We start from the raw sequence: 13,437 nt of genomic DNA on the forward strand, positions 1-13,437 counted from the left end.
AAGATATGCTCCTAGGAGTTAAATGAAGTCAAACAAAGTTCCTGAAAGCTACTTATTAAATCCTTTGCCTCTGGAAATTTCCAATTCTTGATAGTTAGACATACAAGCATATCCATCTCTAATTTCTAACCCTAAAAACTTGCAAAAACGTACAAAATCATTCCCTACTAATTCACCCTTTCGAAGTTTACCTTGATAGTGAATGTAAATTGGCTATAAATTCACTATTTACGACTTTTTATGCGCTTTCCACGTTCCCCCATAAACATAAAATGGATTATTTTCACTGATAGAAGGCCAACATTCAGGGCAGACAAAAATCCACTTACCTCCCTCTTCGTACTTCACTCTATACAAAATCGGTGCAGGTTGACTACAGCGATCGCACAATTTTACTCTCATTACACCTGACATTTTTCTCACAGCAATTAACTACTTTCACACCACCTGCTAAAATTGCAAAATGTTTGACAACATTTGCAAATTCTTAGCTGAGAACTTCTCTACTGACTTCGCTGCTTGGTTGTTAGGAGAACCCATCACTTTAACTGAACTCAGTCTTCAATAATTATCTCTTGAACCCATTCGTGCTGATGCCTTGATTCTGCTACAGTCAGCACAAAATGTTTTGCATCTAGAATTTCAAACCCAAGCCGATGCTGAAATTCCTTTTCGGATGCTAGATTATCGTGTTCGCGTTTATCGCCGCTTCCCGCAGAAGGCAATGCATAAAGTTGTAATTTATCTCAAGCCGACAAATTCAGACTTGGTGCAGCAAAATACATTTACGATTCCTGGAACGCGTCATGAATTTCAAATCATCAGACTTTGGGAAGAAGCAACTGAGGTATTTCTCAGAACACCTGGACTGTTACCCTTTGCGGTTTTGAGTAGTACAATTGATCCAGAAAGCGTGCTTAACCAAGTGGCACGGGAAATTAACGCTATGACAGAATCAAGAACTCAAAGTAATATTGCTGCTTCCACAGCGATTTTAGCTGGTTTAGTATTAGACAAAGAGGTCATTAGACGAGTTTTGAGGTCAGATATCATGCGCGAGTCAGTGATTTATCAAGATATTTTAGAAGAAGGCAAAGCTGAAGGTAAAGCTGAAGCTTTATTTGAAGTGGCAAGAAATTTAGTTAATACTGGTATGCCATTATAACAAGTAGCAATAGTTACAGGTTTATCAATTGAACAGTTACAGCATTTACAAGTACAAGCAGAAGGTAATGCAGATCAATTAAGGTCTGATTAAATACATAACTTTTAATCTTTGCTTGCTTAACTAAATATTATTACTCCAATAAATAATCGGTGTAGTTTGACTACACCGATTACTAAAGTATGACTAGAATTGAACATCCCATTGTTTCACGCCAATGCTGAAGCTTGGGGTTTGGCAAAAATCATCCGTCCGGCTGTAGTTTGCAAAGCACTGGTGACTACCACTCGCAGTTCACCACCTACGTAACTGCTGCCTTCTTCAACAACTACCATTGTGCCGTCATCTAGGTAGCCGATTCCCTGACTTGGTTCTTTGCCTTCTTTGAGAATCTTTAAATCCAGGTTATCACCAGGTAAGTAGCTGGGACGGACGGCATTTACTAAATCATTGACATTCAAGACAGGCACTTTCTGAACGCTGGCAACTTTAGATAAGTTGTAGTCGTTGGTTAGCAGTGTACCGTTGATTTCTTGGGCGAAACGCACTAACTTAGCATCTACTGTGGCAATATCTTCGTAGTCAAGTGCGTTAATCAGGATGCGATCGGGATAAGCTTCTCGAATGCGGTTGAGAATTTCTAATCCTCGCCGTCCCCTTACCCGCTTTTGATCTTTGCTAGCATCGGCTACTTGTTGGAGTTCTTGCAAGACAAACTGCGGCACAATAATTTGTCCTTCCAAAAAGCCTGTTTCTAGTAGTGCTTCAATGCGACCATCAATAATACAACTGGTATCTAAAACCTTGGTATTAGCTGGTTTTAGCGTCCCTTCTACTACCATCGATTCCACGGTGTTGGGATTAATGAATCGCAATAAGCCCCGTCCGTGGGTATCTGCCAAATTCATGCCAGTGACAGAAAGTATAATACTGCCGACTACTGCCACGAGTGGCTTAATAAAGCTAAAATCTGCTGGGATGGGTAGTAAAAATAGTGGGGCTAGCATGAGGTTCGCTAGTAATAGCCCAATCACCAAGCCAATAGCACGAGTTAAAATCACTTCGAGAGGCATTTCTCGAATTTGTGCTTCTAGGCGACGATATGTCGTTTGGAAACTCAGCCCAATTGCACCGCCAATAATGGCGGCAAAGGCAGCGACAACTAAGCGTAAAGCTTCGAGATTCGTTACTCGGTCTAGTGTTCCATTAGGTAGCAGTTCAGTGCTATAGAACCCTATTCCCGACGCTGCTAAGATAAATGAGAAAATAATAATGGCGTCAAGCATGGTTGTGTTGTTTTCCTGCAACTGTGTTCACCAAATATAGTTAAGTATTTATTATTTCATCGCCTAATATAGATTCAGAAATATTAACTTACACTAGAGGTTAAGGCAGGCAATATCTGCAAACATTATAACCAAATAGTTTTACCTTCATATTTTTCGTCCTTTTGTTATAAAACAATAAGAACTCTAACAAAGTACTTATTTTCTTGATTTGTAATCTTCAGTTGGCTGAATTTAATTCTTTCTCAAGAATGCATCAAAAAGTTAATCTTATTGGCATCCCAAGTTCTGCTTATGTACATATTCCTTTTTGCAGACGGCGGTGCTTTTATTGTGATTTCCCTGTGTCTGTGGTGGGCGATCGCCTGCGGGGTGAAACATCTGGTACGATCTCCCAATATGTCGAGGTGTTATGTCATGAAATTGCCATTACACCAGCCTTTGATCAACCCCTGAAGACAATTTTTTTTGGTGGTGGTACTCCTTCGCTGCTAGCAACAGCACAGTTACAACGCATAGTTGACGCGCTAGATAAGCGTTTTGGTATTGCTACTGGCGCAGAGATTTCAATGGAAATTGACCCAGGCACATTTGATTTAGCACATATAGCAGGCTACCGCCGCGTCGGTGTAAACCGGGTCAGTTTGGGCGTACAAGCTTTTCAAGAAGAATTATTGCAAATTTCGGGGCGATCGCACTCGCTTGCAGATGTTTTTGCAGCTGTAGAACTAATCAGCAAAGTCGAGATTCCCAATTTCAGTTTAGACTTAATTTCTGGGTTGCCACATCAGTCTTTAGATCAGTGGCAGGATTCTTTAGAGAAAGCGATCGCCAGCAATCCTAATCATATATCTATATATGACCTGACTATCGAGCCGGGGACTGCTTTTGGACGTTACTATAAACCCGGTGACAATCCTTTGCCAACCGATGAAAGCACAGTCAAAATGTACCAAATGGGGCAACAAGTTTTGACTAGTGCAGGTTATCAGCATTATGAAATTTCTAACTATGCCAAGCCTGGGCATCAGTGTCAGCATAATCGGGTTTATTGGGAAAATCGACCTTATTACGGCTTTGGTATGGGTGCAGCGAGTTATGTAGAGGGGAAAAGGTTTACTCGTCCGCGTAAGACTAAAGAGTATTACCAATGGGTGCAAGCTGGCAATGTGATTGATTGTGAAGTGACTCCACCACAAGAAGTATTATTAGAAACCTTAATGTTGGGCTTGCGTTTGGCAGAGGGTGTGAGTTTATCAACTTTAGCAGAAGCTTTTGGGGAAGAAAAGGTAGAGGAAATTTGTAGGCATTTGCAACCTTATTTTAATAAAGGCTGGGTGGAAGTTGTAGGAGAAAGGTTGCGTTTAAGTGATCCCCAAGGGTTTTTGTTTTCTAACGTGGTGTTGGCAAAGTTATTTGAGAAGTTGGGGGAATAAACAGCAAAAGGCGTAAAGTCTATAAAAGGAGATTTTAAGCGAATCACGACGGATGTTTATTTTTGGTCATCTTTGCAAAGACTTGCAAAGATGACCAAAAATTGTGAAACCCGCGCAGGCGGGTTTTGTTTGTATATTGAAACTCAATGCTAATCTGCTGTTATTCGAGCCTTTTATTTTGGTCTAGCTTGGTAAGAATTCAGGAGCCAGAATACTTTAAGAATCAGAAAAAAATTTGATAAATAAATGTACTGCTCATGCTGAATTTCTTCTAAATTTTGACTTCTGACTCCTGTGTGCTGAATTCTTACTGCAAATCTTAGAATTCCTGATGAAAGTGTTTTAGCGTTTGCTATGAGTAATGAGCGCTCAGCTTTGACGCGTAATCGCCGCGATTTTATTCGATTGCACCGCTTATAACCAGACCATGCTGTATTATTGTCTGTACAGAAGGAGCAGATTTGGAACGACTAGAATACGTATTAATAAGGTAATTTCTGCTAAAGAAACCTTAAACAGTAAATTGATTAGAGTTAATCGTCTGGTAGTCTAAGCAAAATGCCAGACGAGTTAATATAGATTTACAAGAACTAAGGTAATATTAATTATGACAATTAACGAATTAACAACACAGCTTTTAGCATTAAATGCAACCGAGAAAGCAGAAGCAATACAAATATTGACTAAGACCTTAAGTAACGGTTCACAAGGAATTACCAAAACTCCTGGTGTATGCGGTGGTGATGCTTGTATTGCTAACACCCGAATTCCAGTTTGGCTGTTTGTGAGTTTGCGCCGTCAAGGTACAACTGATGCTGAAATTCTAAAGATGTATCCCCATCTGAGTGCTGCTGACTTAGTGAATGTTTGGGCTTATACTGATGCACACACCGATGAAATTGAAACAGCACTTCGTGAACAAGATGAAGCTATGGAACAAGAAATATAATCTATGGCGAGTCTGTATGCTGATGAACAATTTCCTTTGGCAGTTATAAAATTACTACGCACTCTCGGTCACGATATTTTAACAGTTCAAGAATCAGGAAATGCTGGAGTTGCTGACCCAGATGTGTTAGCTTTTGCCGTGAATCATCAGAGAGCCATGTTGACACAAAATCGTCGTGATTTCATCCGGCTACATAATATAAAACCTGACCATACTGGCATAATTATCTGTACAGAAGATAGAAACTTGGAAAGACTTGCACAACGTATTCATGAGAGAATCTCTGCTGAAGAAACCTTAAACGCTAAATTGATTAGAGTTAATCGTCCGGCAGTCTGAGTAAGATGTCAGAGTAAACTAAAGACACATTGATAATATTAAATAAAGGTTATTTCCAATTATAAAATGTCTCAATAATTAAATGAAGTTAAGAGACTTGCTAACAAAGTCATACCCGATGAGCAATTGCGTCTAATCGCCTACTTAACACAACGGCTGCAACATTGTGAAATCAAACACAAGCCACGCCGCAACATTATGGAATTTGCGGGAATAGCGCCCAATCTTATGGGAGTTATAGATGCTCAAGAATACATCACTCGGATGAAGCGTAGAGAGTTCCCTGATTTAGAAATTGCAGAAAAGCAATTAGAGATAGAGGAGTTAACAGCCTAATGAGCCTATTGGTTAAGAAAGTAATCCAGCAGACCTGTTTAGTGAATGGTATGCCTTAGCTAGAGAATTTGGAATTGTAATTGGCAGTCGCAAGGAGGACGATGGCTCTATCTGGGTTCAAGAGAATACTGGTCAGTGGTTCTCGTTTGAGCAGTTTTCGTCTAAATGGACTCTTGAGTACTTGCGCTTAAAGATGGTGAAGTAATTAAAGTCTGGCATCAAGTGCGAAAACTAAACTTTACAACCACTGTTGAGCAAAAAGCAGTGCCTGAATCAATAATAAAATTTTAGTAGTACTAGTATACTATATAAAAATTAGCCAGTATAATTTTGCAAAGGCGGTAAGGATACCGCTAAGAGCCTCTGGTAAAGGCAAGTAACGACAATTCAGTAGTGCTTGGGTTCTGAATCATGCCTAGAAAACAATCTGATATCAAATGCCATCACCAGCAATTAGAAGAATTAACTTACCATCCCTATATTTTCTTGTTTCCACCTCTTAGCCCAGAAGAATTTCAAAATTTGAGGGCAGACATTGCTATCAACGGGCAAGGTATAGCAATTACAGTCCTAAAAGGGACTAACCAGATTATTGATGGTCGGCATCGCTATGAGATTTGTAAAGAATTAGGTATTAAACAGAAGATTGACCATGTTGACTTAACTCAATCCCAAATTTTGTGGAAAGTTATTTCACTCAACGTTAAACGACGGCATTTGAGTGAAAGCCAAAGGGCGGCTATTGCTGCTGATATTGCAAATTTACAACATGGTGGGGATAGAATATCAGAAAATTTAAAGCTATTTTAGGTGGTGCATTACACAGTGTTAACGCACCCCAAAAATCACGGAACAATCAATACTGGACAAGGCGAAAGATTAATTACGCGCGTAGTAACGCTATCAGTTGCACCCTCTTCAGTTAAGCCAAGTCCACGACAACCCATGATGATTAAACTCGCCTCAATTTCATCGGCGACATCGCAGATGGTAAATGCTGGCTTGCCTTGCCTCTCCAAAACTTCGGCTTGAATTCCTTGCTGAGAAAATAAAGAGCGAGCATTTTGCAGCAGTTTGGCAACTACCTCTGGTGAGACCATTGGATCTGCATTAAGTGGATCTGCATTAGGCTCTTCTGGGGAAGGTTCTTCCACTACAGATAGCAGCACTAACCGACTGCCGTACTTCTGCACGACGTTGGCAACTACATCAGCAGCTTCCCGCGCTTCCCGGCTTTGATCGATTGGAAATAGAACTGTCTTAAACATCTGTGTCTCCTTCGCACCCCTGACTCCGGTAAAATCTGGTATGGTTCTACTTTCAAAACAATAACAAAAAGGCAATCAGGAGAGTTTGGTGTGTCCAAAAAAAGTTTAGCAAGTTTATCTGCCGCTGATATTTCCGGTAAACGCGCTTTGGTGCGGGTTGACTTTAATGTGCCTGTGGATGACCAAGGCAAAATCACAGACGATACTCGCATTCGCGCTGCACTGCCAACTATCCAAGATTTAACGCAAAAGGGAGCTAAGGTAATTCTCGTCAGCCATTTTGGTCGTCCCAAGGGTGTGGATGACAAACTGCGCCTGACTCCGGTTGCCAAGCGCCTTTCCGAGTTGTTGGGACAAGAAGTCGTGAAGACTGATGACTCTATCGGGGATGAAGTTGCAGCTAAAGTTGGCGCGTTGCAAAATGGCCAAGTGCTGTTATTGGAAAATGTCCGTTTTTACAAAGAAGAAGAAAAAAACGACTCAGAATTTGCCCAAAAATTGGCAGCTAATGCCGATTTTTATGTAAATGATGCTTTTGGTACTGCACACCGCGCTCATGCTTCTACTGAAGGTGTGACCAAATTCCTGAGTCCTTCTGTGGCTGGATATTTGGTTGAGAAGGAATTGCAATATTTGCAAAGCGCAATTGAACAGCCCCAACGCCCTTTGGCGGCAATTATCGGTGGTTCTAAAGTTTCTAGTAAAATTGGCGTGATTGAAACGCTACTAGAGAAGTGCGACAAGCTAATCATCGGCGGTGGAATGATTTTCACATTCTACAAAGCCCGTGGTTTGAGTGTTGGTAAATCTCTGGTGGAAGAAGACAAGCTAGAACTGGCGAAGTCTTTGGAAGCCAAGGCTAAAGAACGTGGTGTTGCTTTATTGCTTCCCACAGATGTGGTAGTGGCGGATAACTTTGCCCCAGATGCCAATTCTCAAACTGTTAGCATTGAGAACATCCCTGATGGTTGGATGGGTTTGGATATTGGCCCAGACTCCGTTAAAGTCTTCCAAGAAGCCCTTGCAGATACCAAGACGGTGATTTGGAATGGGCCGATGGGTGTGTTTGAGTTTGACAAGTTTGCCGTAGGTACAGAAGCGATCGCTCATACCCTGGCTGAAATCGGTAAAACTGGCACAACCACAATCATCGGTGGCGGAGACTCAGTGGCGGCTGTGGAAAAGGTCGGTTTAGCCGACCAAATGAGCCACATCTCCACCGGCGGCGGCGCTAGCTTGGAGTTACTCGAAGGCAAGGTACTGCCCGGTATCGCAGCTTTAGATGAAGCGTAAGTAGGGACTGGGGATTGGGGATTGGGGAACTCGGGGCCCCCTCTGGGGATAAGGGGCAATGGGGACTGGGAATTAAAAATAAAGAGTAAATTCTCGTCTATTCCCTACTCCCTATTCCCTATTCCCTTTAATCAGAAATCCGCCAAATCTTGATAGTATTGTCTTCACTGCCACTGACAAGGGTCTTACCATCAGGACTAAAAGCGACGGATGTCACCGTGTTGGTATGTCCTGCTAATGTCAGAATTTCCTCACCAGTCGCTAAATTCCAAAGTTTGATTGTGCGATCGCGACTAGCACTAGCCAAAATCTTACCATCTGGGCTAATTGCTACAGATGTTACGGTGTTGGTATGACCTGCTAGTGTCCGCATTAAATCTCCAGTTGCGAGATTCCAAAGTTTAATTGTGCGATCGCGACTAGCACTAGCCAAAATCTTGCCATCTGGGCTAATAACCACAGATGTAACTGTTTGAGAATTTTCCCCTAAAGTCAGGATTGAATATCCCTTGGACATATTCCAGAGTTTGATAGTCTTGTCGTAACTACCGCTGGCAAGGGTCGCACCATCTGAGCTGATAGCAACTGACCGCACCCAAAAGGTATGACCCATTAATGTGCGAATTTGCCGCCCTGTTGCTAGATTCCAGATTTTGATTGTGCTGTCATCACTACCACTAACCAGCGTTTTACCATCTGGCGTGATCACAAGGGCATGAACTGCATCGGAATGCCCTGTTAGTGTGCGAATTTGCCTTCCCGTTGCCAAATTCCAAATTTTGATAGTGTTGTCATCGCTACCACTAACCAGCGTTTTACCATCTGGGCTAATCACCACAACATTTATCTGTTGAAAATGCCCATTCAGTGAAGAAATTTCCTTTCCTGTTGCTAGATTCCAGAGTTTGATTGTGCCATTGCCACTACTAGCAATTGTCTGTCCATCAGGGCTAATGACAACAGATGAAACAGAGTTTTCATGCCCTTGAAGAGTTTTAACTAAAGAAATATTTGCCAAGCTAATCTTTGGCAATTGACCAAAAACTGCCTCACCATTACCTGAATTATTCTGATGATTCAATCTAGAGGACAAACTGTTGTAAATGCGGCGATATTGCTGATACCAAGATTCTCCAAAACCAAACAACAGCATCAAAGCACTTAGCAAAATTAAAGCTCTCAGTATGGTGTATCTTATTGGTAAATATGGAGCCTGAGTTGCTGGAATTTTCGCAGATGACTTCCCGGCTGGAGGAAGTGCCAATGTTGGTTTTTGAGCCAAGTCTATAATTACTTCATCGGCTGATTGATAGCGTTGCTGGATGTCTTTTCGTAAAAGTTTGTCGAGAACAATGTCTAATTCAGCACTTAGCGGTTTTCGTAAATATTGCCGCCAATTTGTTACCCAGCCATAACCATATTCCATCCACAATTGAAAGGGAGAAGTACCTGTTATCAGATGAAAACAGGTAGCCCCAATACTAAATAAATCACTAGCAGGGTAAGCTTTGCCATCTCTAATTTGTTCAATTGGAGAATATCCATGTGAACCAATTGATGTACCACTTTTATTTTGAACTCTGGCTGTTAATTGCTTTGATGAGCCAAAATCAATCAAACTCAATCTGCCGTCACCCTTACGCCGGATAATATTTTCTGGTTTGATGTCCCGATGAATGACGCCGCGATCATGAATAAACTTGAGAATAGGTAATAAATCTAACAAGATTGCTTTAATTTCGCCAGAACTGTAAGTCTTCCGTTGCTGTAACTCCTTTAATAAATTCTGCCCATTGATAAACTGTTGCACCAAATACAGACAGTTATCTTGCTCAAAGTAAGCCAATAAAGTCGGAATTTGTGGATGTTCTCCGAGTTCTTGTAGTCGCTTAGCTTCATCGGCAAATAACTCCATCGCCTTTTTTTGCGACCAAGTTCCTTGAAATTTTGGGGCTAATTGTTTGATGACACAATGTTCATTTAATTTATCTGTATCTTCTGATAGATAAGTTCTCCCAAATCCCCCTTCATCTGAAAGTACTCGGATGACACGGAAGCGATTTCTCAAAAGTGACACTAATGGCGTGCTACAAGTTTGACAAAGTTTTTTTCCATTGGGATTTAGAGGATTTGGGCAATCGGGATTTAAGCAGCAGATCATGATCTGACGGGCGCGACTGCATGAAAATTTATGCTAAGTTTGCCCCGAATTTTCCCTGAAGATGATTAGCTCTCGCGTACTAGTGGTAGACAACCCTGTTGTGGGGATTGGGGAATTACTTAAATATAATTAGCGTTTCTAGACAGTAACTAGTCTTCCTCAGCTTCGGAAAACTACGAGAGCCATAGGATTAATTATTCTCTTGATTATAGAATAATCTGAATTTAAAAGCGCTTGAAATTGCTAAATCTAGTAATTTTGCTTATATGTATATAAGTACTAAATTACTAAGTATTAAGTCAATCTATTAGCATTCAAACATCTTTGTCTATTAAATTTAGTCAAAATCCTTACCAAATTTATTTTTTATTTTTAAATATTTTTGATAACTTGTTAATTTGATACCTTAGCTAACTAAGTTAAATTAACTAAGCGATTTTGTTTCTTTTAATTTTGCTTTCCATGCTCGAATAGCGCTAGCAGTTCTTGCTACAGGTGGCACGTATACTTGCTGATTTGCTTCTTGTGTAATGCTTTTACTTTTCAGTTTTTGGGTGGCTAAACAGTTACTCAAATTAGGTAGATACTTTTCCTGATCTAAAGCTTTTATGACATCATCAGCAGTCTTAAATCGTTCAGCTAAAGGGATTTTCACCATTTTGCCCAAAACCTGGGCGAAATTATCACTGATATCCACCTGTTTTTGCCAACATATCTCACCAGTATTTGGGTCATAGTCAAATTCTAAAGGCCCTTTACCAGTCAACAAATAAATACAAGTCATACCCAGTGCATAAATATCACTTGCATAAACTGGACGTAGAGAAAACTGTTCTGGTGGCGCAAATCCCATAGTTCCGACGAAATTAGTGGTTGGAGTTTTATTAATTGAGTTTTCGCAAGCCTCAACTAATTCCTCTTTCACTGCACCAAAATCGATTAGGACTACGCGTTGATCATCTTCGCAACACAACAAGTTTTGGGGTTTAATATCGCGATGAATCACACGATGTTTATGAAGATACTGCAATACTGGTAGTAATTCTTGTAAAAACTTTTTAATAGCAGCTTCATTTTTAGGGCCGATTCGCCGCACTTCTTGTGCAAGAGTTGAACCACGCACGTACTCTTGAACTAAATAAAATTCTCCATTTTGTGTAAAGTAGTCTAAGAGCATGGGAATTTGCGAGTGGCTACCGAGTTTACCCAAAGCTTTTGCTTCTTTCTCAAAACGATCGCAGGCTCTTTGCCAACTTTGAGGATTACTTGCCTTCGGGCAAAGTTGTTTAATTACACAAAGAGGATTTCCTGGTAGTAAAGCATTCTTGGCTAAAAATGTGATGCCAAAACCACCTCTACCTAAAATCCCCAATATTTGATAGCGATCGCGAAATAGCTGCTTAGAACCGCACAACTGACTAAGTTGAGTCTGCTGTGAAGTTAGCCCGTCAACATTCGTTATTTGCACAGAAAAGCGGTTCATCGAAGTGAAAGAGCGACTCAGGGATGCTTTTAATTTAACTACAACCAGTATTTAGCGCTAGTGTTATGCAAAATCTTTAATAAGTTAGCGCTTATATATTTCATGCTGACAGCAGAATTTCGGAGCTAGTCAAACTTTAAAAGACACGAATACCCGTTTACTGAATTGTGATCTTAAAGCACTGCAATTTTAGACCACCGATATTATAAAGTCTAGAGATATATACAACATAATAGACTGCACTCTGTTAAAATGGAAAACTGTGGCATTCGCACTAGGTCTTGGCGCTACTGCCCTTCAAACGTTTATCCGTCCGCCTAAGACTGAGCGCCGCCACAGGCGACAGGCCGATGTTAATTATGGAGTCTTATGTCTTTTTCTAATCTCGGCTTGTCTGATGAAATTATTCGTGCTGTCACTGAGCTAGGCTATACCAAACCTACGCCAATCCAAATGCAGGCGATTCCTGCTGTATTGTCGGGTAGCGATCTGTTAGCTGGCGCACAAACAGGTACTGGCAAGACCGCAGGCTTTACCCTGCCGCTGCTGCATAGATTATCGTCTGACAAGAACTTTAAAGACACATCTAATGGATACTCACCGATCCGGGCGCTGATTCTCACCCCGACTCGCGAACTCGCTGCACAGGTTGAAGAAAGTGCGCGTGAGTACGGTAAGTATCTGAATTTGAACACGATGGCTATGTTCGGCGGAGTCAGCATTAATCCCCAAAAACGGCTTTTGAAGGGACGTGTGGATATTCTGGTTGCTACACCAGGGCGGCTGCTTGACCATGTGCAACAGGGTACGTTGAACCTGTCGCATATTGAAGTTTTGGTGCTAGATGAAGCAGATCGGATGCTGGATATGGGTTTTATTCGTGATATCCGCCGCATTCTCTCGCTCCTACCCAAACAGCGACAGAACCTGCTATTCTTCGCCACTTTCTCGGACAAAATCAAGGCACTCGCCGCTGGGCTGCTCAATCACCCGAAAATGATCGAGGTGGCACGCCGCAACGTTACTGCTGAAACAGTGGCGCAGAAAGTCTACAAGGTAGACCGTGATCGAAAGCGCCAATTACTTGCTCATCTGATTCGGGAAGACAATTGGTATCAAGTGTTAGTGTTCACTCGTACTAAGTATGGCGCTGACCGTTTGGTTAAGCAGTTGGGCGACGAGCGAATTCAAGCGCTGGCTATCCACGGTAATAAGAGCCAGACAGCACGTACCCACGCTCTAGCAAAGTTCAAGAACGGCAGTTTACAGGTATTAGTGGCAACAGATATTGCAGCCCGTGGTCTTGATATCAGCGAACTACCTCATGTCGTCAACTTTGATCTGCCCAATGTCCCAGAAGATTATGTTCATCGCATTGGTCGCACTGGTCGTGCTGGTGCATCAGGTGAAGCTATATCACTGGTGTCCGCCGATGAATACCCTCTCTTGAGAGATATTGAAAAGCTGATTGAACAGCGCTTGCCATTTGAAGTCATTGCTGCCATTGGAGCCAATGCCCACAGCAAGCCTGAAGCAATTCCAGACGCGAGCAAACATAGACCTAGACCGCAAGGCGACAAGCGTCCGGCTCGCTCTACTGCTAAAGCGTCGCCACAAACATCGGGTAAACAATCGGCAGCACGAACCATCATAGGTGACAAAAATTCCAGTGGTAGTTCATCTGGATTACGCCGTAGAGTTAAACGCGATCGCTGATCTAT

The 13,437-nt window shown here is 41.7% G+C and carries 12 protein-coding genes and 1 pseudogene; 9 read left to right on the forward strand and 4 right to left on the reverse strand.

What is annotated here, in order from left to right; all coding sequences use genetic code 11:
* The first annotated feature begins 463 nt into the window (after nucleotides 1–463).
* A pseudogene (locus tag WKK05_RS26770) lies at nucleotides 464–1,258 on the forward strand (Rpn family recombination-promoting nuclease/putative transposase).
* A gap of 116 nt (nucleotides 1,259–1,374) precedes the next feature.
* Here the strand turns inward: WKK05_RS26770 and WKK05_RS26775 are convergent.
* Nucleotides 1,375–2,451 carry a PIN/TRAM domain-containing protein gene (locus tag WKK05_RS26775; RefSeq protein ID WP_341526071.1) on the reverse strand — a complete coding sequence of 359 codons (1,077 nt, stop codon included), beginning with the start codon at nucleotides 2,449–2,451 and terminating at the stop codon, nucleotides 1,375–1,377.
* 251 nt (nucleotides 2,452–2,702) lie between these two features.
* On the opposite strand from WKK05_RS26775, the gene hemW reads away from it, so the two are divergent.
* From hemW to WKK05_RS26805, 6 genes are all read left to right on the forward strand, one after another.
* Nucleotides 2,703–3,887, forward strand: coding sequence for a radical SAM family heme chaperone HemW (gene hemW / locus WKK05_RS26780; protein ID WP_341526072.1), 1,185 nt, complete (start codon nucleotides 2,703–2,705; stop codon nucleotides 3,885–3,887).
* A 354-nt stretch (nucleotides 3,888–4,241) separates the two neighbouring features.
* On the forward strand, nucleotides 4,242–4,307 hold the full coding sequence (locus tag WKK05_RS26785; RefSeq protein ID WP_341531205.1) for a hypothetical protein: 66 nt from the start codon (nucleotides 4,242–4,244) through the stop codon (nucleotides 4,305–4,307).
* Nucleotides 4,308–4,494: 187 nt separating this feature from the next.
* Entirely contained in the window at nucleotides 4,495–4,836 is a 342-nt protein-coding gene (locus WKK05_RS26790) for a DUF433 domain-containing protein (protein ID WP_341526073.1), read from the forward strand.
* 3 nt (nucleotides 4,837–4,839) lie between these two features.
* The gene (locus WKK05_RS26795; RefSeq protein WP_341526074.1) at nucleotides 4,840–5,175 is read left to right on the forward strand and encodes a DUF5615 family PIN-like protein; all 336 of its coding nucleotides are present in this window, start codon (nucleotides 4,840–4,842) and stop codon (nucleotides 5,173–5,175) included.
* Between the two features lie 126 nt (nucleotides 5,176–5,301).
* Nucleotides 5,302–5,511, forward strand: a complete 210-nt coding sequence (locus WKK05_RS26800) for a hypothetical protein (protein WP_341526075.1) — start codon at nucleotides 5,302–5,304, stop codon at nucleotides 5,509–5,511.
* Nucleotides 5,512–5,922: 411 nt separating this feature from the next.
* On the forward strand, nucleotides 5,923–6,321 hold the full coding sequence (locus WKK05_RS26805) for a ParB N-terminal domain-containing protein (protein ID WP_341526076.1): 399 nt from the start codon (nucleotides 5,923–5,925) through the stop codon (nucleotides 6,319–6,321).
* A 35-nt stretch (nucleotides 6,322–6,356) separates the two neighbouring features.
* On the opposite strand, the gene WKK05_RS26810 is transcribed toward WKK05_RS26805, so the two are convergent.
* Nucleotides 6,357–6,779: a universal stress protein gene (locus tag WKK05_RS26810; RefSeq protein ID WP_341526077.1), complete on the reverse strand. Its 423-nt coding sequence runs from the start codon at nucleotides 6,777–6,779 to the stop codon at nucleotides 6,357–6,359.
* Between the two features lie 90 nt (nucleotides 6,780–6,869).
* On the opposite strand from WKK05_RS26810, the gene WKK05_RS26815 reads away from it, so the two are divergent.
* Nucleotides 6,870–8,072 carry a phosphoglycerate kinase gene (locus WKK05_RS26815; RefSeq protein WP_341526078.1) on the forward strand — a complete coding sequence of 401 codons (1,203 nt, stop codon included), beginning with the start codon at nucleotides 6,870–6,872 and terminating at the stop codon, nucleotides 8,070–8,072.
* Between the two features lie 127 nt (nucleotides 8,073–8,199).
* Here the strand turns inward: WKK05_RS26815 and WKK05_RS26820 are convergent, their stop codons facing one another.
* Nucleotides 8,200–10,233, reverse strand: coding sequence for a serine/threonine-protein kinase (locus tag WKK05_RS26820; RefSeq protein WP_341526079.1), 2,034 nt, complete (start codon nucleotides 10,231–10,233; stop codon nucleotides 8,200–8,202).
* Nucleotides 10,234–10,657: 424 nt separating this feature from the next.
* Nucleotides 10,658–11,716: a serine/threonine-protein kinase gene (locus WKK05_RS26825; RefSeq protein WP_341526080.1), complete on the reverse strand. Its 1,059-nt coding sequence runs from the start codon at nucleotides 11,714–11,716 to the stop codon at nucleotides 10,658–10,660.
* Nucleotides 11,717–12,085: 369 nt separating this feature from the next.
* On the opposite strand from WKK05_RS26825, the gene WKK05_RS26830 reads away from it, so the two are divergent.
* On the forward strand, nucleotides 12,086–13,432 hold the full coding sequence (locus WKK05_RS26830; RefSeq protein WP_341526081.1) for a DEAD/DEAH box helicase: 1,347 nt from the start codon (nucleotides 12,086–12,088) through the stop codon (nucleotides 13,430–13,432).
* Nucleotides 13,433–13,437 lie beyond the last annotated feature (5 nt).

It is taken from the genome of Nostoc sp. UHCC 0302, assembly GCF_038096175.1.
In the GTDB taxonomy this organism is placed as follows: Bacteria; Cyanobacteriota; Cyanobacteriia; order Cyanobacteriales; family Nostocaceae; genus UHCC-0302.

Bases quoted from the DNA above. Each gene is read 5' to 3' on its own strand.
- WKK05_RS26790 (WP_341526073.1), top strand. From the start codon at position 4,495: ATGACAATTAACGAATTAACAACACAGCTTTTAGCATTAAATGCAACC.
- WKK05_RS26795 (WP_341526074.1), top strand. From the start codon at position 4,840: ATGGCGAGTCTGTATGCTGATGAACAATTTCCTTTGGCAGTTATAAAA.
- WKK05_RS26825 (WP_341526080.1), bottom strand. From the start codon at position 11,716: ATGAACCGCTTTTCTGTGCAAATAACGAATGTTGACGGGCTAACTTCA.
- WKK05_RS26810 (WP_341526077.1), bottom strand. From the start codon at position 6,779: ATGTTTAAGACAGTTCTATTTCCAATCGATCAAAGCCGGGAAGCGCGG.
- WKK05_RS26820 (WP_341526079.1), bottom strand. From the start codon at position 10,233: ATGATCTGCTGCTTAAATCCCGATTGCCCAAATCCTCTAAATCCCAAT.
- WKK05_RS26805 (WP_341526076.1), top strand. From the start codon at position 5,923: ATGCCTAGAAAACAATCTGATATCAAATGCCATCACCAGCAATTAGAA.
- WKK05_RS26830 (WP_341526081.1), top strand. From the start codon at position 12,086: ATGTCTTTTTCTAATCTCGGCTTGTCTGATGAAATTATTCGTGCTGTC.
- WKK05_RS26775 (WP_341526071.1), bottom strand. From the start codon at position 2,451: ATGCTTGACGCCATTATTATTTTCTCATTTATCTTAGCAGCGTCGGGA.
- hemW (WP_341526072.1), top strand. From the start codon at position 2,703: ATGCATCAAAAAGTTAATCTTATTGGCATCCCAAGTTCTGCTTATGTA.